The organism is Variovorax sp. P1_H12_2, from assembly GCF_056405335.1.
Genome location: NZ_JBFUCI010000060.1, coordinates 1 through 20,821 on the forward strand (window position 1 = coordinate 1; position 20,821 = coordinate 20,821).

The window sequence follows — 20,821 nt, forward strand, 5'->3', positions numbered from 1 at the left end:
ACCCATGCCGCCGACGCCGGAGGAGAATTTCTATGACGCCATCAGGGAATCGTCCCGCCGATTCCCATCGAAGACCGCTCTGGTTTCCTGTGAGAAGAAAATTTCCTACAGGGAAATGGACCAGATGTCCGACAAATTCGCGACCGCACTCGCGGATTTGGGTGTCAAGAAAGGAGACCGCGTCTGCGTCATGACGCCGGTCTCGGCCCAGAGCGTCATCGCCTTTCACGCCATCCTCAAGATTGGCGCCATCGCGGTGCCGGTCAACCTGATGTTCAAGACCGATGAACTGGCGCATGTCCTGAACGATTCGGGCGCCCTGGCCATCGTCTTTCTGGATGCATTTTATCCCCTCATCCAAAAGGTGAAGGCAAGCACCGGGCTTCGCCACGTCATCAGCGTTCACCTGGCCGACATTTCCGAACCGGGATGCTGGATTCCACCCGCAATGAATCCGGAAAAGAAAATCATGCCGGATGCGATTGATTTCATGGATTGCATCGAAAATTACCCGACCCATCCGCCGGCAGTGGCCGTCGATCCGAAAGAGGATATGGCCCTGTTGATCTACACGGCCGGCACCTCGGGGCCACCGAAGGGGGTCATGCTGAGCCACTTCAACATGGCGCATGCAAACCTTTCCCATTGCCAGCCAATTGGAATATCGCACAACGATGTGAATTTGCATCTGCTGCCGATGTTCCACATCGGCGGCTATTATCTATTCTTGCATCCAACGCTTTACAAGGGCGGGACAGTCGTTCTCATGCCCATGTTCGAGCCCGGCAAGTATCTGGATTATCTTCATCGATATGAAGTCACCACCATGCTCGGTATACCGACCATGTTCATCGCGTTGCTGAATCACCCGGACCTTTCCAGGCACGACCTGCGCCGGCTGCGCGTCTGCATCGCCGCCGGGGCGCCGGTCCCCGCGGAGGTTCAGCGGCTGTGGAAGGAAAAGACCGGCGTGGAACTGACCCAGGGTTGGGGAATGACCGAATGCAACGCCGGCGCGATCGTGAACATCCAGAACAAGAAGAGCAATGCATCCATTGGCGTTCCCACCAATGGAGAAGTGAAGGTCGTGAACCCGGAAACCAGGGCCATGGTTCCGATCGGGGAGACGGGCGAAATCATGTACCGCAGCCCGCAAACCTCGAAGGGCTACTGGAACAAGCCCGAGGAATCCAAGGCGACCTTCCAGCCCGACGGCTGGGTCCGCACCGGCGATGCCGGGTATATGGACAAGGACGGCTTCATTTTCTTTGTCGACCGGATCAAGGATCTGATCATCGCCTCCGGCCACAACATATCTCCATTCGATGTCGAATCAACCGTCATGAAGCACCCGGCCGTATTGGAGGTCGCCGTCATAGGCGTACCTGACGACTACCGGGGCGAATCGGTGAAAGCCTATGTCGTGCTCAAGGAAGGCGATATGGAGCCAGTGACGGCGGAGGACATCATTGAGTACTGCAAGGAGAATATGTCGACCTATCAGGTTCCTCGATCGGTTGAATTCATCAAGACCCTGCCCAAGAGCGCCGTCGGAAAGGTTCTGAGAAGAGAATTGAGAAAGCTGGAGCAAGAGAAATCTGCGTAACCTGGCTGCAGCCGAACGGCCATGGCCCTCGAGAAAAGCCACGCGTGCGTTTCTTCGAGGCGGCATCATATCTTTTACTCAACAATTAATTACCATGAACTACCTGAAAGAATTCGATCCGGCCTTGTTGCCCGCCAGCGACCCCTTCTACGCCAACACCCACGCGGTGCTGAACCAGACGCGTGAACTGGCGGACTACAACCTCTATGCCGGCGATTGCGTGCTGATGGATGCCGTGAAACGCGAGGGCGGCGCCTGGGGCGTGGACGACCTGCAGCGCTTCGGCGCGCTCACCGGAACTGCGGACTATCTGGAACTGGGTGTCCTGGCCAACAAGCACCTGCCGGAATTCGATAGCCACGATCGCTTCGGCGCCCGCGTGGATCTGGTGGAATTTCATCCGGCCTATCACAAGCTGATGAAAACAGCCATTGAAGAAGGCCTGCATGCTTCGCCCTGGGCTGATCCGCGACCCGGCTCCCATGTGGTGCGGGCGGCCAAATACTATATGCAGACCGAAGTGGAAGTCGGTCATTGCTGTCCGGTCACGGCGACCTTTGCGTCCATACCGGCGCTCCGCTTGCAGCCGGATCTGGCTGCCCTATGGGAACCGAAAATTCTCGCCCGATCCTATGATCCGCGCAATGTCACAGACAGCCAGAAGCAGGCCGTGACCATTTCGATGGCGATGACTGAAAAGCAGGGCGGCACGGATCTGCGCGCCAATACAACGAAGGCCTATCCGATCGGCAAGGAATCCGGCGCCGAAGCCTATGTTCTGGTGGGGCACAAATTTTTCTCGTCGGCACCGATGTGCGACGCCTTCCTGGTCCTGGCCCATGCCCCGGGCGGATTGACCTGCTTTTTGCTGCCTCGCTGGAAGCCCAATGGGGAAAAGARCCCGATTCAAATTCAGCGATTGAAGAAGAAAATGGGCGGCCGCTCCAACGCCTCGACTGAAATCGAGCTGCGCGGCGCCCTGGCTTGGCGCGTGGGCCCCGAAGGCCGAGGCGTGCCGACCATTATCGAAATGGTTGCCATGACGCGTTTCGACTGCATGATCGGCTCATCCGCCGGCATGCGGCGAGCCGCCGCTGAGGCGCTGTTTCATTGCAAGAACCGCGCCGCCTTCGGGAAGACCTTGGTCGACCAGCCGCTGATGCAAAACGTGCTGGCCGACCTGGCGCTCGAATCGGAAGCGGCAACCATGATGTCGTTCCGCATGGCGCGCGCCATGGACCATCGTGATCAGCCCAGCGAGGACGGGCTCGTGCGCCTGGTCACCGCCATCGGCAAATACTGGATCTGCAAGCGCACGCCACACCACGCCTATGAGGCGATGGAGTGCATTGGCGGCAGCGGCGTCATGGAGGACTCCCCGATGCCGCGCCTCTACCGCGAGGCGCCGATCAATGCCATCTGGGAAGGCCCGGGCAATGTTCAATGTCTCGATGTCTTGCGTGCCCTCAACAAGACGCCGGGCTTGCTGGAACTGTTTTTCGACGAAGTGGGCGAAGCAGCCGGCCAGAGCAGAATACTCGGCGACTACGTGAGCGAGTTGAAAAAGGACATGCATGCCCTGCGTTCGGACCCCGTCGCGATGGAATTCTCTTCCCGCCATCTCGTCGACCGGATGGCTTTGGCATTGCAGGCCGCGCTGTTGACTCGGCACTCGACGGGAAACACCGCCGATGCGTTCTGCCATTCGCGCCTTGCCGCAAAGGGGCAGCATCAGTACGGAACACTGCCTTACGGCACCGATTGCAAAGAGATCATTCAACGTGCCATGCCGCTTTGACGGCCCTTTCCGCTGCTTCACGCGGCGGAATTTGACGCTTCCAGGCGCCAGACCCACTTCGCCGATGCGCCCAGGAGCAACCGGCGACAGCGGGCCTGGGCTCACCTCCGGTAGAAGCTCTCGCCCTTGGCCGCCATGTCGCGCAGCAGCTGCGGCACGGCAAAGCGCTCGCCGTGCCGGGCCTGAAGGGCCTCGCACCGGTCGATGAAGGCGGGGATGCCGGTCGTGTGAATCTGGCTGATCGTGCCGCCGCGAAAGGGCGGGAAGCCCCAGCCCAGCAGCGAGCCCACATCGGCATCGCGGGCGGTGGTCAGCACGCCCTCCTGCATGCAGCGCGCGGTCTCCACCGCCTGCACGGTGACGATGCGCTGCACCAGTTCCTCCACGCCGGGCTGCTCCGCCGCAGGCGGGAAGCATTCAGCCAGCCCCGGCCACAAGAACTTCTTGCCGCTTTCGGGGTACTCATGGAAGCCCCTGCCGGCTTTCTTGCCGATGCGGCCCAGCGCGACCATCTGCCGGGCAACGGCCATGCCGGCCGGCTCGCGATACGCATCGCCCAGGTCCGCGCGCGCTTGCTTGTCGACCTTGACGCACAACTCGGCGCTCACCTCGTCGGTCAGGGCCAGCGGTCCCACCGGCATGCCGGCCAGGAGGCCGGCGCTCTCGATCAGCGCGGGGTTGATGCCTTCGGCCAGCATGGCCATGCCCTCGAGCACATAGGTCGAGAACACCCGGCTGGTGTAGAAGCCACGCGAGTCGTTGACGACGATGGGCGTCATGCCCACGGCCTTGATGTAGTCCAGCGCGCGGGCCAGGGTCTCGTCGCTGGTCTGCTTGCCGATGATCACTTCGATCAGGGGCATCTTTTCGACCGGCGAGAAGAAGTGCAGGCCGATGAAGCTGGCCGGCCGGCTGCTCGATTCGGCCAGGCCGGTGATCGGCAGGGTCGAGGTGTTGGACGCGAAGATCGCGCCACTTCCCATCACGGCCTCGCTCCTGCGCGTCACGTCGGCCTTGATGGCGCGATCTTCGAACACCGCCTCGATGACCATCTCGACCCCGTCCAACTGCGCATACTCGGTGGTGGCGACGATGCGGCAGAGCAAGGCCTCGGCCTTTTCCCGAGTCGTCTGGCCGCGTGCCACCTGCTTGTCCAGCAGCTTGCGCGAGTAGTCCTTGCCGCGTTCGGCCGCCTCCTGGCTGGTGTCCAGCAGCACGGCGACGATGCCGGCCTTGGCAGTCACATAGGCAATGCCCGCGCCCATCATGCCGGCGCCGAGAATGCCGACCTTCGTGTACCTCTGGGTCGGCACGCCGGCCGGGCGCGCGGCCAGCTTGTTGGCCTCGCCCATGCTGTAGAACAGCGTGCGGATCATGTTCTTGGCCTCGGGCGACAGCACGGTGGCGACGAAGTAGCGCGCCTCGGTCTTCGTGCCGGTATCGAAGTCGGTGATCAGACCTTCGTAGACGCAGGACAGGATGTGGGCCGGCGCCGGGTAGTTGCCGAAGGTCTTGGCGCGCAGCATGGCGTTGGCCGCGCCGAAGAGCTGCTGCACGGCCGGGCTCTGTACGGCGCCGCCCGGAATCTTGAAGCCTTTCGTGTCCCAGGGCTGGGCCACCGGCGCGGTCTGCGCCAGCAGCCAGTCGCGCGCGGCCTGGATCTCGCTGCCCGCAGCCACGACCGCATGCAGAATGCCCAGCTTCAGCGCCTCGGCGGCCTTGAGCTTCTTGCCTTCCAGCAGCAGCGGCAACGCGTTCTGGATGCCGATCAAGCGCGGCAGACGCTGGGTGCCACCGCCGCCCGGCAGCAGGCCCAGCGTGACTTCGGGCAGGCCGAAGCGGGCACGCGCGTTGTCGGCCGCCACGCGGTAGTGGCCGGCCAGCGCGATCTCCAGACCGCCGCCCAGGGCGGTGCCCGGCAGGGCCATGGCCACGGGCTTGCCGCAGGTCTCGAGCTTGCGCAGCGCGGCGTGCAGCTCGCGCGTGCGGCCAAACAGCGCTTCGGCGCCGTCGGCGGCCAGCAGCCATTCGAGGTCGCCGCCGGCGAAGAAAYCGGACTTGGCCGAGGTCATCAGGATGGCCTTGACCGCGCCGTCGGACGCGGCCCTGTTGACCACTTCGGTCAGCGCCGCGCTGCTCTCGCCGTTGATGACGTTCTGGCTGCGGCCGGGCATGTCCCAGCTCAGTGTTGCGATGCCTTGTGCGTCGAGGGTGTAGTCGATCATGGTGGGGAGGTCCTCGTTCAGACGCGTTCGATGATGGTGGCGATGCCCATGCCGGCGCCGACGCACAGCGTGGCCAGGCCGGTGGACAGGTCGCGGCGCTCAAGCTCGTCGAGCAGGATGCCGAGAATCATGGCGCCGGTGGCACCCAGGGGATGGCCCATCGCGATGGCGCCGCCGTTGACATTGATCTTGTCGTGCGGCACGGCCATCACCTCCATGAAGCGCAGCACCACGGCGGCGAAGGCCTCATTGAGTTCCCAGAGGTCGATGTCGGAGGCCTTCATGCCGGCGCGCTTGAGCGCCTTCTCAGCCGCGAAACTCGGGCCGGTGAGCATGATGGACGGCTCGGAGCCCACGGTGGCGAAGGCGCGGATGCGGGCGCGGGGCTTGAGGCCGATGCGCTCGCCGACGGCACGGTTGCCGATCAGCACGGCGGCCGCGCCGTCGACGATGCCGGAACTGTTGCCGGCATGGTGCGTGTGTTCGACGCTCTCCATCTCCGGATAGCGCTGTCGGATCACGGCATCGAAGCCGAATTTCTCACCCATGTCGCCGAAGGATGCCTTCAGCGCGCCCAGCGAGTCCACGCTGGTTTGCGGGCGGACGGTCTCGTCGCGGTCCAGGATCAACAGGCCATTGAGGTCGCGCACCGGAACGACCGACCTGGCGAACCAGCCCTGCGCCTGCGCGTGCGCCGCGCGACGGTGGCTCTCGGCCGCGTAAGCGTCCAGCATCCGGCGCGAGTAGCCCGACTGGGTCGCGATGGCATCTGCCGAAATGCCCTGCGGCACGAAATAGGTCGGAATGGCCGAACGAGGGTCGACCGGCCAGGCACCGCCGTCCGAGCCCATGGCCAAGCGCGACATGCTCTCCACGCCCCCACCCACGGTCAGGTCGGCCTGGCCGGACATCACTTGCGCGGCGGCCTGGTTGACGGCCTCCAGGCCCGAGGCGCAGAAGCGGTTCACCTGCACGCCGCCAACGCGCTGATCGAAGCCGGCCGCCAGGGCCGCCGCGCGGGCGATGCAAGCGCCCTGCTCGCCCACCGGCGTCACGCAGCCCAGGACCACATCGTCGATCACGGCGGTGTCGAGCTGGTGGCGATCGCGCACCGCGCGCAGCGCGCAAGCGGCCAGTTCCAGCGGCGTCACGCCGTGCAGCGAGCCATCCTTCTTGCCCTTGCCGCGCGGGGTGCGCAGGGCGTCGTAAACGAGTGCTTCCATCTTTTTTCCTTCGTGTGAATTCAGAGCGTGCGGCTGATCAGCTCTTTCATGATCTCGTTGGTGCCGCCGAAGATGCGGTGCACGCGCGCATCGGCCCAGGCGCGCGCGATCGGGTATTCGCGCATGTAGCCGTAGCCGCCGTGCAGCTGCACGCATCGGTCCATCACCTTGAACTGCAGCTCGGTGACCCACCACTTGGCCATCGAGGCCGTCTCGGCCGTCAGCTCGCCGGCCACCTTCAGTTCGATGCAGCGATCGACGAACACCTGGGCGATCTCGAGCTCGGTCTTCATCTCGGCCAGCTTGTGCGCCACGGTCTGGAACTCGGCGATCGACTTGCCGAAGGCCTTGCGGTCGCGCACGTACTGAAGGGTCCAGCCCAGCGCCGCGCGCGCCGACGCGGCGCTGCTGATCGCGATCTGCAGGCGCTCCCAGGGCAGCTCCTGCATCAGGTAGCCGAAGCCGCGGCCCTCCTCGCCCAACAAGTTGCAGGCCGGCACACGCACGTTTTCGAAGAACAGCTCCGACGTGTCCTGCGCGTCCATGCCCATCTTGTGCAGGCGCTTGCCCTTGACGAAGCCGGCCATCGTGGTGTCGACCACGAACAGGCTGATGCCCTTGGAGCCGGGGGCGCTGGTTGGGGTCTTGGCCACGACCACCACCAGGTCGCAATGAAAGCCATTGGTGATGAAGGTCTTGGAACCGTTGAGGATGTAGTGGTCGCCGTCACGCACGGCAGTGGCCTGGATGCCTTGCAGGTCCGAGCCGGTGCCGGGCTCGGTCATCGCGATGGCCCCCACCATCTCGCCGCTGGCCAGCTTGGGCAGGTAGGTGCTCTTCAGGTATTCGCTGCCATGGTGATGAATGTAGGGCGCGACGATTTCTGAATGCACGCCGAAGCCCAGGCCCGTGGCGCCGGCGCGGAACTGCTCTTCGAACAGGATGGCGCTGTAGCGGATATCGACGCCCACACCGCCGTACCGCTGCGGCAGGCTGGGGCACAGATAGCCCGCCGCGCCGGCCTTGCGCCAGATCTCGCGGTCCACATAGCCCTGCTCTTCCCAGTGAGCGTGGTTGGGAGTGACCTCCGTCTCCATGAAGCGACGCACTGCGTCGCGGAACATCTGATGGTCTTCTTCGAAAAGTGTGCGTGCAATCGTCACTGGGGCGCCCATGGAAACACCGATCAACAATAGGTCGCATGACCCATTGGCGCAATTATGGGTCATACGACCTATTTGTCAATGCACGGTCTTGTCCAGGGAAGCGAAAGACAGGGATTCAGGCGGCCGCCAGTGCGGCGGGCCAGCGCAGCATGTGGCCGGTGCGCTTCGCGAAGCGCTCGAGGTCTTCCGGCGTGTCGATGTCGACGCGGTAGCGCTGGTTGTCGGTGTCGAGCCAGTGCACCCGCTCGGGATGGGTCTCGCGCCAGCGGCGGCAGGCGCCGTTGACATCCCCGGCCAGCCACTGGTCGCGCAGCTCGGCCTCGAAGATGACCGGGTTGCCGGGCTCGCCGGCCACGCGCGGCACCACCATCGACGCCTCACCGCGCTTCTTGAAGGCGCCGATCAGCGCCGTGATGTCCTGCGCATTGATCATCGGCTGGTCGGCCAGCGCGACGACCACCGCGTCGAGCTTTCCCGTGAGGGCCTGCAGGCCGGTGCGCACCGACGAGGCCTGGCCGTCGTCGGGCGACGGGTTGCGCGCCAGCGTCACCGGAAATTCGCGCACCGCCGCCTCGATCGCTTCCGCATGGTGGCCCAGCACCACGACCACCTCGTCGACGCCCGCGCCCGACAGCGCGATCAGCTGGCGCCGGATCAGCGGCACGCCGCCGAGTTCGAGCAGCGACTTGGGCCGTCCGCCGAGCCGGGTGCCGGCGCCCGCGGCCAGCAGCACCGCACCCACGGCGAGGCGCGCATGGAGCCCGCCGCCGCCCTTGAGGATGCAGCCCATKTCAGCCTCCGCAGCACGGCGAGCGGGCCGGCAGCGCGGCGACCGGCCTGTCGTCGGCCCAGGCCTCTTGCGTGGCGCAGAGCGTTGGGGCCGCGGCGGACCGGCGCCGATTCGCCACCACCGCCGCCAGCACCGACAGCGCGATCTCCTCCGGCGTCGATGCCGAAATCGGATAGCCCGCCGGTGCCACGATGGCGGCCACGGCGGCGGCATCGGCGCCCGCGGTGATCAACGAATCCTTCAACACCCGGGCCTTGCGCGCGCTGGCGACGAAGGACACCTGTCGCGCGTTCAGCGACAGCGCCAGCCCGAGCGCCTGCAGATCGCGGCGCCCCTGCGTCGCGATGACGATCCAGGCGCCGGCCCCGATCTGCGGGCCCACGGTGGCGACGTCGTCGCGGTCGATGACCCGGCAGGCATCGGGGTGGTCCGCCGCCTGCGCGCCCTGCGCCACCAGCGTCACCGCGAAGCCGACGCGCGGCCCGAGCTGCACCAGGCTGGCCGCCACCGGCGAATTGCCGATCACCACCAGTTCTGCGCGCGGCAGCAAGGGGTCGACGAACAGCTCCAGCGTGCCGCCGGAATGGCAGGCCATGCCGAACTCGAGCACGTCGCCCAGGTCGCGTTCGTGGCCCTCCTCGGCCGGCGCGATGCGGATCAGCCGGGCCCGCCCGTCGGCCAGCGCCTGGCGCACGGTGCGGATCACCGCCGGCTGCGCGCAGCCGCCGCCGACCCAGCCCTGCATCTCGCCGTCGGCGGTGACGACCGCCTTGTCGCCCGGATGCGCGGACGCGGGCGGCAGCGCCTTCACGACGCTGACCAGCGCACAGGGCGTGCCGGCCTGCTGCAGCCGGCGCGCGGCCTCGAGGACGGTGTCTGCGTGGCTCATGTCATCTTCTCCTTCAGGGGGATGCGGGCGATTCAGCGCAGATGCTTCGCGAGATCGGCAAGATCGCTCAGACTGTTGAGACGCGAGAAACCGTCCACAAGTTCGCGTTGCGCCATCACCGCCTGCATCGCCTGCGATGCCGGCGGCGCCTCGGACGGATGGAACCAGTGCACCCGTGCACCGCGCGCGCGCACGCGCGCCAGTTCCTGCGCCAGCCGTTCCGGTGGATCGGCATCGAAGCCATCGGACAGCACCCAGACGCGCGCGTTGCGCTGAAGCTGTGCGCGCGCATGCACGGCGTGGAAGTCGGCCACGCTGGTGGCGATGCGGGTGCCGCCGCCGAAGCCGGCCGTGACGGCGTTGATCTTCTCCTGCACCGCGGCCGAGTCGCTGCGCAGCAGCGGCGTGACCTCGGCCAGCCGCGTGTGGAACACGAACACCCGCGCGTTCATCGCGGCGACGAAGGCGCGCGCGATGCGCAGGAACAGCTGGGCATGGGTCTCCATCGACCGGCTGACATCCACCAGGATGAAGAGCCGCGGCCATTCCCGCCGCGCGGCGCGCCATGCCGGATGGATCGGCAGTCCGCCCGTTCGAAGGCTGGCGCGCAGCGTGCGCCGAACATCGAGACGGCGCCCCTGCGCATCGTCCTGCCAGCGCCGCGTCAAGCGCTTGCGCAGCCGCCGCGCGATCCGCTCGGCCAGGCTCTGCAGCAGCGCGAGGTCCTGCGGCAGCCATTGCGACAGCGAGCGGTCGTGCAATGCGTCGGTGCGGCTGGCGCCGCCCCTTGCGCGTGGCAGCGCCGGCTCGTCCTCGGTCACGGCCGGCCTGTCGAGCGCGGTGTCGGCCTGGCCAGGCCGCGCCGAAGGCATGCCGCCCTCCATGCGCTCATGCAGGCTCTGCACCACCTGCTGCAGGCTGCGGCTCGGCCGCGTCTGGCCGCCGACCCGGGTGCGGCCCCTGGCGCGCTGCGGATGCCAGTAGCCGTCGAACAGCTCGGGCCAGCGCCGCCAGTCGTTCGCGTCGTGGCAGGCGATCGCGCGCCAGGCCGGGTCGAGTCGCGCCGCCCGCGCGAGCGGCAGGCGCAGCGCCGCCTCGACGAAGGCCTGCTGCTCGGCAATGCCGACCTTCATGCCATGGTCGCGCAGCAGCGCGGCGAACCCGGCGATGCTCTCCAGCGGACTCGCCACGGTGTTCATGTCGGCGCCACCGTCGATGGCGGTGCCTTCTCGGCGACGCCGACCGCGCGCCGCCCTTCGATCAGCTGCCGCACGCGATCCTCGCCGAACTGGAAGCGGTCCTCGCGCGTCTTGAGCAGGCAGGCCAGCGTGGCGCCGAGCGCATGCGGATCCTCGGGCAGCGCCTTGAAGCTCAGGCGATGCAGGGCGCGCACCCAGTCCAGCGTCTCGGCCACGCCCGGCTTCTTGGCCAGGTCCTCGCGCCGCAGCCGCTGTACGAAGACCACCGCCTGCTCGATCAGCGCGCTCTCGGCATCCGGCAAGGTGGCGCGCACGATCGCGATCTCGCGCGCCAGGCTCGGATAGTCGAGGTAGTGGTACAGGCAGCGCCGGCGCAGCGCATCCGACAGCTCGCGCGTGCCGTTGCTGGTCAGGACCACCTGCGGGATGTGCCTCGCATGCACGGTGCCGAGTTCGGGCACTGTGATCTGGTAGTCGGCCAGCACCTCGAGCAAAAAGGCCTCGAAGGCCTCGTCGGCGCGATCGATCTCGTCGATCAGCAGCACGCAGGGCTGCTCGCTCGAGATGGCCTGCAGCAGCGGCCGCTCCAGCAGGTAGTCGCGTGCGAACAGGTCGGACTCCTTGAGCCCCTCGGCCCGGGTCTCGCCAAGGCGGATCGCCAGCAGCTGGCGGCCGTAGTTCCACTCGTAGGCGGCCTGCGACAGGTCCAGTCCCTCATGGCATTGGAGCCGCACCAGCGCCTGTCCGCGCGCCCGCGCCAGCGCGCCGGCCAGCGCGGTCTTTCCGACGCCGGCGTCGCCCTCGATCAGCAGCGGACGCTCCAGTTCGCCAGCCAGCCACAGCGTGGTCGCCAGGCTCTCGTCGGCGATGTAGCCGGCGCGGTGGAGCGACTCTCGCAGCTCGGCATCGGTCATGGCGGGCTCAGGCACGCCTGCCGAACAGGCCGGCCACCCAGCCCTTGACCAGTTGCCACAGGATCGCGAGCGCGTTGATCTCCTTGGCCTCGGCAGGCGCGGGCGCGGGGGCGTCCCCCGCCCGGACCGGCGCGGTGGCGGCGGGCTCGACCACGGTCGCCGCAGTGGTGGTCGCCGCCTGCGGCTGCGGCAAGGCCGCCGCCGCCAGACGGAAGTTGTCGACGAACTGCCCGAGCAGCATCTCCGACACCTGCACCATCAGGCGCCCGCCGAACTGCGCGAACTTGCCGTTGACGATGACCTCGGCATGGCCCGCCAGCACCGACGTACCGGGGGCCTCGCCGGCTTCGATCGTGGCCGTGAGATTCATCGATGCCGACGATCCGCCGCGGTCCGAACCCTTGCCCAGCAATTGCAGGGTCTGGCTCGCCGCGTCGAGCGCGAGCACTTCGATGTCGCCGGCGAAGGCCGCGTTGGCCGGCCCGACCTTGACCTTGACGCTGCCCTTGTAGTGGGTGTCGTCAACTTTCTCGGTGATGGCCGCGCCGGGCATGCAGCCGGCCGTGGCCGGCACATCGGCGAGCAGCGTCCAGGCGCGCCGGGGGTCGACGTCGAGCGGATAGCGTTTGTCGAGTTTGACTTCCATGTGTAGACGGTCCGGTGCAGCGCCTCAGAGCGCGACGCCGCTTTCCTTGAGCTGCTGCCAGACGCGGTACGCGCTGTGCGGCATGACCATGTGCCTGACGCCGAGGTGCGCAAAGGCATCGACCACCGCCGAAGTGAAGGTCGGGATCGACCCGACGTGCGGCGATTCGGCCACGCCCTTGGCGCCCAGCGGGTGGTGCGGCGACGGCGTCACGGTGTGGTCGGTCTCCCACTTCGGCGTCTCGACCGCGGTCGGCAGGAAGTAGTCCATCAGCGTGTTGCCCAGCAGGTTGCCCTGGGCATCGAAAGGCATCTGCTGGCCCATCGCGACCGCGTAGCCTTCGGTCAGCCCGCCGTGGATCTGGCCTTCGATGATCATCGGGTTGATGCGCGTGCCGCAGTCGTCCAGCGCATAGAAGCGCCGCACCTTGGTCTCGCCGGTGCCGCGGTCGATGTCGACCACGCACAGGTAGACGCCGAACGGGAAGGTGAAGTTCGGCGGGTCGTAGTAGTGCACCGCCTCGAGGCCCGGCTCGAGCCCCGGAGGCGCCTGGTGGTAGGCCGCCCAGGCGATGTCCTTCATCGACTTGAAGCGCGCATCGTCGCCCTTGACCTTGAAGCGGTCGATCTCCCAGTCGAGGTCGTTCTCGCCGACCTCGAGCAGGTGGGCGGCGATCTTGCGCGCCTTGGCATGGATCTTCCGCGCGGCCATCGCGATCGCCGCGCCGGCCACCGGGGTCGAGCGCGAGCCGTAGGTGCCCAGCCCGTAGGGCGCGGTGCTGGTGTCGCCCTCCTCGACCTGGATCACTTCCGACGGAATGCCGAGCTCGGTCGCGATGATCTGCGCATAGGTGGTCTGGTGGCCCTGGCCCTGCGTGATCGTGCCCATGCGCGCGATCGCGCTGCCGGTCGGGTGGATGCGGATCTCGCAGCTGTCGAACATGCCGACGCCGAGGATGTCGCACATCTTGCTGGGTCCGGCGCCGACCACTTCGGTGAAGGCGACCAGGCCGATGCCCATCAAGGTCGGGCAGGCCGGATCGGCCCGCTTGGCCGCCTGTTCGGCCCGCAGCCCCTTGTAGTCGCAGGCCGCCAGCACCTTGTCGAGCGCGCCCTGGTAGTCGCCCGAGTCGTACTCGAAGCCGAAGGCCGAGGTGTAGGGGAACTGCTCCTTGCGGATGAAGTTCCTGGCCCGGATCTCGGCCTTGTCGATACCGAGCTGCTGCGCCAGGATATCGACCAGGCGCTCGATGACATAGACCGCCTCGGTCACGCGGAACGAGCAGCGGTAGGCCACGCCGCCGGGCGCCTTGTTGGTGTACACGCCCTTCACGCTGCACCAGGCCGCAGGGATGTCGTAGGAGCCCGAGCAGATGTGGAACATGCCCGCCGGGTACTTGGTCGGATCGGCGCAGGCGTCGAAGGCGCCGTGGTCGGCGACCACGTTGACGCGCAGGCCGAGGATCTTGCCGTCTTGCGTGGCGGCGATCTCGCCGTCCATGTGGTAGTCGCGGGCGAAGGCGGTGCTCGAGATGTTCTCGATCCGGTCCTCGATCCACTTCACCGGCTTGCCGAGCACGATGCTGGCGACGATCGCGCAGACATAGCCCGGATACACGCCGACCTTGTTGCCGAAGCCGCCGCCGATGTCGGGCGAGACGATGCGCACCTTCGACTCCGGGATGCCCGACAGCAGCGACACCACGGTTCGCACCACGTGCGGCGCCTGCGAGGTCATGTACGTCGTGAGCTCGCCGCGGACCGGATCGAACGAGGCCACGCAGCCGCAGGTCTCGAGCGGGCAAGGATGCACGCGCGGATAGTAGATGCGCTCGGCCACCGTGACCGGCGCCGTGTCGAAGGCAGCGTCGGCCGCGGCCTTGTCGCCCGCCTCCCAGGTGAAGATGTGGTTCGGATGCTCGCGCTTGCCGTGCGCGCCTTCGGTCTTGCCGGCCAGGTCTTCGCGCAGCACCGGCGCGTCGGGCGCCAGCGCGGCGTAGGGGTCGAGCACCACCGGCAGTTCGTCGTACTCGACGATCACCGCCTCGACGCCGTCGGCGGCCGCGTAGCGGTCCTCGGCGATCACGACCGCGACTTCCTGCATCTGGAAGTGCACCTTCTCGTCGGCCAGCACCGCCTGCACATCGCCGGCCAGGGTCGGCATCCAGTGCAGCTTGAGCGGCTTCAGGTCTTCGGCCGTGAGCACCGCGATCACGCCGGGCACCTTCAGCGCCTCGCTCTTGTCGATCCTGCGAATGCGTGCATGCGCGACCGGCGACCGCACGATGTCCATGTGCAGCATGCCGGGCATCTTGATGTCGTCGACATAGTTGCCCTTGCCCTGGATGAAGCGCGCATCCTCCTTGCGCAGGCGGCTGTCGCCCATGCCCTGCAGCGCAGCGGCGCGCTCCAGCAGCGCCGGATCCATCGGGGCGTTCATTGGACCCCCTTGGCGCTACGCGCCGTCCCCCCAAGGGGGAATTCGCCCTTCGGGCGGCCGTGCGTGCTCATGCGGCCACCTTTTCGGTTTGCCGCAGCTTCGCCGCCGCGTGCAGCACCGCCTTCACGATGTTCTGGTAGCCGGTGCAGCGGCACAGGTTGCCGCCGAGGCCGGCGCGCACTTCCTCGTCGGTCGGATTCGGGTTCTCCTGCAGGAAGCGGTACGAGCGCATGAGCATCCCGGGCGTGCAGAAGCCGCATTGCAGGCCGTGCTCCTTGTAGAAGCCTTCCTGCACCGCATGCAGAAGCGGGCCCTGGGCCAGGCCCTCGACGGTCAGCACTTGCGAACCATCGCACTGGATCGCCAGGTGGGTGCAGCTCTTGACCGACTGGCCGTCCAGATCGACGGTGCAGGCGCCGCAATGGCTGGTCTCGCAGCCGATGTGCGCGCCGGTCAGGCCGCAGTCCTCGCGCAGGAAGTGGATCAGCAGCGTGCGCGGCTCGACCGCCTTCTCGAGGCGCTTGCCGTTGACGGTGATGTGGATGATCTGCTTGCCCATGGGTCGGCTCCTTGGTTCTTCCTGATCGCGCCTAGGCGCAGCGCGACAGCGCCACGCGCAGCGCGCGCTGCACCATCTGGCCGGCCATCGCAGTCTTGTAGTCGCGGTCGCCGCGCAGGTCCTCGGCGGGGTCGCAGATCGCCATCGCACGCGCGGCGGCATCGGCGATCGCGGCTTCGGTCAGCGGCTTTCCGAGCAGCGCGGCTTCGGCGTCCGTGGCCCGCAGGGCGGTCGGCGCCAGGTTGGTCAGCGCAATGCGGATGTGGCTCACGTTGCCGCCGTCGATCCGCAGCACCACCGCCGCCGCCGCGGTGGCCCAGTCGCCGGTCTTGCGCTTGAGCTTCTGGTAGGCATGGCCGGTGCCGGGCGCGAAGGCCGGCATGCGGATCGCGGTCATCACCTCGTCCTCGGCCATGTCGGTCATGTAGGTGCCGTGGAAAAAGCCGTCGGCCAACACCCGCCGCGTGCCCTTCGGCCCTTCGAGCTCGAACACGGCGTCGAGCGCGAGCGACAGCGCCGGGTGGTCGTTGCCGGGGTCGCCATGCGCGATGTCGCCGCCGATGGTGCCGCGGTTGCGCACCTGCGGGTCGGCGATCTGCTTCGCGGCCTCGGGCAGCAGCGGCAGCTTCTGCTGCAGCAAAGGCGAGTGGATCAACTCGTTCTCGACCGTCATGGCGCCGATCACGATGGTGTCGCCCTCTTCGCGAATGCCGCGCAGCGTCTCGATGCGGTTCAGGTCGATCAGGTGCGCCGGCTGCGCGAAGCGAAGCTTCATCATCGGCAGCAGGCTGTGGCCGCCGGCCAGCAGCTTGGCGTCGCTGCCGTACTGCCCGAGCAGTGCGATCGCGTCGCCGACCGAACGGGGCGCGTGGTAGTCGAATCCGGATGGGATCATTGTTCTTGTCTCCAGTCGAAGGGGTGCCTGGAGAACTTAGAACCAGACGCATCCGCCGAACGGGTCCGGCGCACGAACGAGCGCTTGGGACGCACGAATGGCAGCGCTGCGCGCATGAACGGCGGGCGCCGGATCGCCGCTACGGGTTATCCCCAATCCGCGGCGCGGCGCGCTGCCGGTCAGTTTCTCAGGGTGTCGACCTCGCCGATCCCGAGCTGTTCGAGCAGCCGGGCGACGCTCGTGCGCGCCACCGGCAGCGCCGTGGATTCGCCGCGCAGCTTCAGGCTGACCCTGCCTTCGTCGCGCAGGATCTGCTCGGCGAAATCGAGGTTCGCGAGGTAGCTGCGATGGATGCGAAAGAAGGACGCACCGTCGAGCCGCTCCGCCAGGTCGCTGATGTTGAGATTGCAGAAGCTCGAGCCCTGCGCCGTGCTGACCCAGGTGTAGTGGCCTTCCGAGCGGATGTACGTCACCGCCTCCACATCGACCAGCACGATGCGGTTCTGCGAAACGGTCGGGATCTTGTGCAGCTGCCGCTTGGCGGGCGCGGGATGCTCCGCAGCGGGGCTCCCCGGTGTCATCGCCAGCGCCGGTTCATTTCCGCTCACCTGTTCGGTGATGTCGTAGAAGATCAGCGTGTAGCCGGTGGTATCGCCGTGCAGGTCGGACAGCTTGGTCACCTTGATCAGCAACACCCGTTCCGGGATGTTGATGATCATGGTCATCGGCGGCGGGTTGCTGACCGGGCACTCGGCCTGGTCCAACAGGAACTTCACCTTGGCCACGGAGCGCTCGGGGTGAAAAGACAGCACCATCTTCTCGAACGGCTGCTTGTCCTCGACCGGCAGCAGACGCCGGGCCAGGCTGTTCATGGCGATGACCCGAAGCTCGCTGTCGAGCTGGACCACGCCAGGATCGAATCGTTCCAGCAGATAGAGCGGACTGCGCACGAGCATCTGGGTCTCCAGCGGCGTGTGATCCGCCTTGGCACGATTGGATCACTGTTTGCTGCGCTGCGCATCGGATCCTGCCGGCCGTGACGCCTTCCCCTCGGTGCCAGTGGTTCAACCTCCGAGCGCCATGATCGCGGCCACCAGCGCGATGCCAAGCCCGGCCATGATGAACCCGACCCTCCAGCTTCCGTAGCCCGCGTAGCGTCCGAGAGCGAGCCCGCCGACGAACAGCATTGCCAGCGCGATGGCACGGGACAAGGTCTTGGCGATGCCGACGTCCTGCATCAGCACGAAGGGCAGCACCACCGGAAAGGTCGACGCGACCACGAGCAGGAAGATCGCGATCGCGGCGAGCAGGTCGTCCTTGAGAACAACCGGCCGCGCCGGCACGGACGCCAGCGCGAGGATGCGCCCGCGAACGGCTTCGAGTTCGGCCTCCATCATGAACTTCGCCCCGACCCGCGACAGGGCGTCCGAGATGAGGCGGCGACCGATTTCCGCGTCCGCGGTCGCGCGAACGGAGCGCACGAGCGTGAGCCACCGGCCGCGGTCGGTGACCGTGCGCACCAGGTACATGACCGCATCGACCAGGCCCCAGGCGAGGTTGCATCCCAGGGCGGCGGCGAACATCTTGCGGATGTCCTCGCGCCCGGACTCCGCCACCGACACGGCGCCCACGAAGGAAAGCGCCATGAACAGGCCGAACAGCAGTTCCGACACGCGGTCCACGGGACTCAGCACCGGTGTGCGCGCCGCGGTGGCGACGCCGTCGACGTCTTCTTCGATCATGGCTCTTCTCCGCCCGCTGCCTGGACCAGCAGCACCGGCACATTCGCGACCCGCAGGACCTGCTCCGCATCGCTGCCCCACAGGATCCGCTCGATGCCTCGGCGACCATGCGTGCCGATCACGATCAGGTCGGCGTGCCAGTCCGCCGCCTCGTCCGCGACCATTTCCGACAATGCACCGGTCAGCGAACTGAGGAGCTTGGTCTCGGTCTTGGCGCCGCCGCGTTCGGCGCGATCGCGGGCCTCCCGAAGCAGCTGTTCGCCGGCTTCCTTCATGCCCGGCAGCAGCTCCGAGAACGAGGCGGTCGAGGCGTAGCCGGTGGTCCGCCTGAACTTGTTGAGGACATGGACGAGGCGCAGCGTCGCACCGTCTCGCAAGGCCATGCGAACGGCCTCGTCCAGCCCCTGCAACGAGGTCTCGCTTCCGTCCAGTGGAACCAGAATGCGTTGGTACATGAGAGCTCCTTCCGTCGGGTGAAGCTGGCCATCCATAGTGTCCTCCATGGCCTGATGCGCGAATTGACGCGCCTCAACGCGGGCGCAGCGACGCCGCAATACTCAACAGATTGTCGGGCTTCACCCGGATCACGCCGCCGCGCGGGCTGTCGATGTCCGCAATGAGAAGGAACGAGATCGACATCACCAGCGGCAGGACGAGCAGCAGGGTGCGCTCCGCCCTGGGATCCTTCACGCCATAGCCGACGAGCAGGTGGCAACAGACGGCGATGATCAGCATCAGTGCCCAGGCGGCCGAAGGAATCCGGTTCCACCAGGCGGCCTGGGTGTAGCCCTGGGCGTTGAGGACGTCGTTCATTCCGATGACCACGACGGCCATCGTCGGCGATGGCGCCGCGGCCGCCGGTACGGCGACCGCCGACCACAGGGCGGCCTGCAACTGCGCGGTGCGGGCATTGATCTGCTTGAGCTGCTCGGCATCGCGGGTCGTGTAGAAGAGCACGCGCTGGTCGAAGTACTCCGCCAGCAGCGCCCGGACCCTGGCGGCATCCGCCGCAGGCAGCAGGTCGGCCCGCAGGAATTCGGTACCGATCGCATTGGCCTCCGCTTCCTCGAGGTTCTTGCGCTGGTCGTAGCGGTTGATGGCCATCGAGAACGTGAAGCCGATGATGAGCCCCAGCAGCGTCAGCGCCGCGGCCTGGATGACGCCGAAGTCATCCCGCATGCTCTCCCGGGGCTTCCACCGTCTTCTGAAGATCCTCACCCCCGCCCACACCGAGGACAAGAGGAGCGCCAAAGACACGACGAAGACAATCAGCGGATAGTCCGTCAGCATGGCGTCTCCGGCGGGGCCGGCCATTCGCTCTTCGCGCGCGGCCTTGCCGCTGCGCCGGGGTCGGTGCGCTTATGCGTAGACGATGCCGTCGACATTCGCGGCGACCATCGTGCCCGCCTCGCCGGCGATGATGCGGCCGAGATCGGCGAGGTCCCCGATGGCGGCGCGCTTGCCGGTCGCCCGCACGAAGCGGCACGCGGCCTGGACCTTGGGCCCCATCGAGCCGGCGGCGAACGGCAGGGCCGCCAGCGCTTCCGGCGCGGCCCTGCGGATCGCCCGCTGGGTCGGCTGTCCCCAGTCCATGTAGACCGCGTCGGCGTCCGTCAGCATGACGTAGAGGTCGGCGCCCAGTTCGCGCGCCAGCAACTCGGTCGCGAAGTCCTTGTCGATCACGCACTCGATGCCGGCCAGCTTGCGCTCTGTGCCCGGTCCATACGCGGCCGGAATGCCGCCACCACCCGCAGCGATCACGATGGTGTTGTGCTCGAGCAGCCACTTGATCGGCCTCAGCTCGAAGATGCGCTTGGGTTCGGGCGACGCGACCACGCGGCGCCACTTGTCGCCGTCCTGCTTGAAGACCCAGCCTTTCGCGAGAGCGATCCGGTCGGCTTCGTCTTTTTCGTACACCGGGCCGATGAACTTGGTCGGATTCGCGAAGGCCGGGTCCTTCGGGTCGACCTCGACCATGGTCAGCAGCGTGGCGAACGGGCGCTCGAAGGGCAGCAGGTTGCCGAGTTCCTGCTCGATCATGTAGCCGATCATCCCTTCGGTCTCCGCGCCCAGCACGTCGAGCGGGTAGGTCTCGACCGCCGCGTACGCCGAGCCCTGAAGCGCCAGCAGGCCGACCTGCGGCCCGTTGCCGTGCCCGACCACCAGGTCGTGCTGACGCGCGACGGGCGCCAGCGATCTGGCGGCGATGCGCACGTTCTCGCGCTGGTTCTCCGCGGTCATCGGCTGCCCGCGCCGCAGCAGCGCGTTGCCTCCCAGGGCGGTGACGATCAGCACGATCAGTCTCCCAGCGTCGCAACGAGGATGGCCTTGATGGTGTGCATCCGGTTCTCGGCCTGCTCGAAGGCGATGTTCCATTCGGACTCGAAGACTTCGTCGGTCACTTCGAGCCCGTCCGAGATGCCGTAGGTGTCGGCGATCTGCTTGCCCAGCGTGGTCTCCGTGTCATGGAAAGCGGGCAGGCAGTGCATGAACTTGACGTTCGGATTGCCGCTGGCCTTCATCAGCGCCGCATTGACCTGGTACTTCATCAGCAGGCCGATGCGTTCCTTCCAGACCTCCTTCGGCTCGCCCATGGACACCCAGACATCGGTGTGGATGTAGTCCACGCCGGCCACGGCTTCGGCCGGATCGTCGGTGACGGTCAGCCGGGCGCCGTAGCGCGCCGCCAGGTCGCGCGCGATCGAGGCGAACTCCTCCGAAGGCCACAGC

Annotated in this window: 19 protein-coding genes; 2 read left to right on the forward strand and 17 right to left on the reverse strand. The window is 67.0% G+C overall.

Annotated features, from left to right (window positions below):
• Both AC1D2K_RS08930 and AC1D2K_RS08935 read left to right on the forward strand, forming a co-directional pair.
• Nucleotides 1-1,606: class I adenylate-forming enzyme family protein (locus tag AC1D2K_RS08930; protein WP_478088036.1), on the forward strand; the 1,606-nt coding region annotated here is incomplete at its 5' end.
• A gap of 94 nt (nt 1,607-1,700) precedes the next feature.
• Nucleotides 1,701-3,404, forward strand: a complete 1,704-nt coding sequence (locus AC1D2K_RS08935) for an acyl-CoA dehydrogenase family protein (RefSeq protein WP_478088038.1) — start codon at nt 1,701-1,703, stop codon at nt 3,402-3,404.
• A gap of 101 nt (nt 3,405-3,505) precedes the next feature.
• Here the strand turns inward: AC1D2K_RS08935 and AC1D2K_RS08940 are convergent, their stop codons facing one another.
• The 17 genes from AC1D2K_RS08940 to AC1D2K_RS09020 form a co-directional block, all read right to left on the reverse strand.
• Nucleotides 3,506-5,629 (reverse strand): 3-hydroxyacyl-CoA dehydrogenase NAD-binding domain-containing protein, encoded by a 2,124-nt coding sequence (locus AC1D2K_RS08940; RefSeq protein WP_478088040.1) that lies wholly within the window; start codon nt 5,627-5,629, stop codon nt 3,506-3,508.
• Nucleotides 5,630-5,646: 17 nt separating this feature from the next.
• Complete coding sequence (locus tag AC1D2K_RS08945) at nt 5,647-6,852, reverse strand: acetyl-CoA C-acetyltransferase (protein WP_478088042.1); 1,206 nt, start codon at nt 6,850-6,852, stop codon at nt 5,647-5,649.
• Between the two features lie 20 nt (nt 6,853-6,872).
• Nucleotides 6,873-8,027 carry an acyl-CoA dehydrogenase family protein gene (locus tag AC1D2K_RS08950; RefSeq protein ID WP_478088044.1) on the reverse strand — a complete coding sequence of 385 codons (1,155 nt, stop codon included), beginning with the start codon at nt 8,025-8,027 and terminating at the stop codon, nt 6,873-6,875.
• 106 nt (nt 8,028-8,133) lie between these two features.
• On the reverse strand, nt 8,134-8,808 hold the full coding sequence (locus tag AC1D2K_RS08955) for a nucleotidyltransferase family protein (protein WP_478088046.1): 675 nt from the start codon (nt 8,806-8,808) through the stop codon (nt 8,134-8,136).
• Between the two features lies 1 nt (nt 8,809).
• The gene (locus AC1D2K_RS08960) at nt 8,810-9,697 is read right to left on the reverse strand and encodes an XdhC family protein (RefSeq protein WP_478088048.1); all 888 of its coding nucleotides are present in this window, start codon (nt 9,695-9,697) and stop codon (nt 8,810-8,812) included.
• Between the two features lie 32 nt (nt 9,698-9,729).
• The gene (locus tag AC1D2K_RS08965; protein WP_478088050.1) at nt 9,730-10,896 is read right to left on the reverse strand and encodes a vWA domain-containing protein; all 1,167 of its coding nucleotides are present in this window, start codon (nt 10,894-10,896) and stop codon (nt 9,730-9,732) included.
• Nucleotides 10,893-11,810, reverse strand: coding sequence for an AAA family ATPase (locus AC1D2K_RS08970; protein ID WP_478088052.1), 918 nt, complete (start codon nt 11,808-11,810; stop codon nt 10,893-10,895). The genes AC1D2K_RS08965 and AC1D2K_RS08970 overlap by 4 nt, the downstream gene beginning before the upstream one ends.
• 7 nt (nt 11,811-11,817) lie before the next feature.
• Nucleotides 11,818-12,456, reverse strand: a complete 639-nt coding sequence (locus AC1D2K_RS08975; protein ID WP_478088054.1) for an SRPBCC family protein — start codon at nt 12,454-12,456, stop codon at nt 11,818-11,820.
• 24 nt (nt 12,457-12,480) lie between these two features.
• Nucleotides 12,481-14,895 carry an aerobic carbon-monoxide dehydrogenase large subunit gene (locus AC1D2K_RS08980; protein WP_478088056.1) on the reverse strand — a complete coding sequence of 805 codons (2,415 nt, stop codon included), beginning with the start codon at nt 14,893-14,895 and terminating at the stop codon, nt 12,481-12,483.
• Nucleotides 14,896-14,962: 67 nt separating this feature from the next.
• Nucleotides 14,963-15,454: a (2Fe-2S)-binding protein gene (locus AC1D2K_RS08985; protein ID WP_478088058.1), complete on the reverse strand. Its 492-nt coding sequence runs from the start codon at nt 15,452-15,454 to the stop codon at nt 14,963-14,965.
• Nucleotides 15,455-15,485: 31 nt separating this feature from the next.
• Complete coding sequence (locus AC1D2K_RS08990; RefSeq protein WP_478088060.1) at nt 15,486-16,349, reverse strand: FAD binding domain-containing protein; 864 nt, start codon at nt 16,347-16,349, stop codon at nt 15,486-15,488.
• Nucleotides 16,350-16,528: 179 nt separating this feature from the next.
• Entirely contained in the window at nt 16,529-17,305 is a 777-nt protein-coding gene (locus AC1D2K_RS08995; protein ID WP_478088062.1) for a PAS domain-containing transcriptional regulator, read from the reverse strand.
• A gap of 108 nt (nt 17,306-17,413) precedes the next feature.
• The gene (locus tag AC1D2K_RS09000) at nt 17,414-18,091 is read right to left on the reverse strand and encodes a hypothetical protein (protein WP_478088064.1); all 678 of its coding nucleotides are present in this window, start codon (nt 18,089-18,091) and stop codon (nt 17,414-17,416) included.
• The gene (locus tag AC1D2K_RS09005; protein WP_478088066.1) at nt 18,088-18,546 is read right to left on the reverse strand and encodes a universal stress protein; all 459 of its coding nucleotides are present in this window, start codon (nt 18,544-18,546) and stop codon (nt 18,088-18,090) included. Before AC1D2K_RS09005 ends, AC1D2K_RS09000 begins: the two co-directional genes overlap by 4 nt.
• 73 nt (nt 18,547-18,619) lie before the next feature.
• Nucleotides 18,620-19,381 (reverse strand): bestrophin-like domain, encoded by a 762-nt coding sequence (locus tag AC1D2K_RS09010; protein ID WP_478088068.1) that lies wholly within the window; start codon nt 19,379-19,381, stop codon nt 18,620-18,622.
• A 69-nt stretch (nt 19,382-19,450) separates the two neighbouring features.
• The gene (gene arcC / locus AC1D2K_RS09015; RefSeq protein WP_478088072.1) at nt 19,451-20,389 is read right to left on the reverse strand and encodes a carbamate kinase; all 939 of its coding nucleotides are present in this window, start codon (nt 20,387-20,389) and stop codon (nt 19,451-19,453) included.
• The coding region (locus AC1D2K_RS09020; protein ID WP_478088070.1) for a Rossmann-fold NAD(P)-binding domain-containing protein at nt 20,389-20,821 on the reverse strand (433 nt) is incomplete at its 5' end. The genes AC1D2K_RS09020 and arcC, both read right to left, overlap by 1 nt.

What these genes read in the sequence shown, in the direction of transcription:
- AC1D2K_RS08945 (WP_478088042.1), bottom strand. Translation starts at nt 6,852, where the DNA reads ATGGAAGCACTCGTTTACGACGCCCTGCGCACCCCGCGCGGCAAGGGC.
- AC1D2K_RS08950 (WP_478088044.1), bottom strand. Translation starts at nt 8,027, where the DNA reads ATGGGCGCCCCAGTGACGATTGCACGCACACTTTTCGAAGAAGACCAT.
- AC1D2K_RS08955 (WP_478088046.1), bottom strand. Translation starts at nt 8,808, where the DNA reads ATGGGCTGCATCCTCAAGGGCGGCGGCGGGCTCCATGCGCGCCTCGCC.
- AC1D2K_RS08960 (WP_478088048.1), bottom strand. Translation starts at nt 9,697, where the DNA reads ATGAGCCACGCAGACACCGTCCTCGAGGCCGCGCGCCGGCTGCAGCAG.
- AC1D2K_RS08965 (WP_478088050.1), bottom strand. Translation starts at nt 10,896, where the DNA reads ATGAACACCGTGGCGAGTCCGCTGGAGAGCATCGCCGGGTTCGCCGCG.
- AC1D2K_RS08970 (WP_478088052.1), bottom strand. Translation starts at nt 11,810, where the DNA reads ATGACCGATGCCGAGCTGCGAGAGTCGCTCCACCGCGCCGGCTACATC.
- AC1D2K_RS08975 (WP_478088054.1), bottom strand. Translation starts at nt 12,456, where the DNA reads ATGGAAGTCAAACTCGACAAACGCTATCCGCTCGACGTCGACCCCCGG.
- AC1D2K_RS08980 (WP_478088056.1), bottom strand. Translation starts at nt 14,895, where the DNA reads ATGAACGCCCCGATGGATCCGGCGCTGCTGGAGCGCGCCGCTGCGCTG.
- AC1D2K_RS08985 (WP_478088058.1), bottom strand. Translation starts at nt 15,454, where the DNA reads ATGGGCAAGCAGATCATCCACATCACCGTCAACGGCAAGCGCCTCGAG.
- AC1D2K_RS08990 (WP_478088060.1), bottom strand. Translation starts at nt 16,349, where the DNA reads ATGATCCCATCCGGATTCGACTACCACGCGCCCCGTTCGGTCGGCGAC.
- AC1D2K_RS08995 (WP_478088062.1), bottom strand. Translation starts at nt 17,305, where the DNA reads ATGCTCGTGCGCAGTCCGCTCTATCTGCTGGAACGATTCGATCCTGGC.
- AC1D2K_RS09000 (WP_478088064.1), bottom strand. Translation starts at nt 18,091, where the DNA reads ATGATCGAAGAAGACGTCGACGGCGTCGCCACCGCGGCGCGCACACCG.
- AC1D2K_RS09005 (WP_478088066.1), bottom strand. Translation starts at nt 18,546, where the DNA reads ATGTACCAACGCATTCTGGTTCCACTGGACGGAAGCGAGACCTCGTTG.
- AC1D2K_RS09010 (WP_478088068.1), bottom strand. Translation starts at nt 19,381, where the DNA reads ATGCTGACGGACTATCCGCTGATTGTCTTCGTCGTGTCTTTGGCGCTC.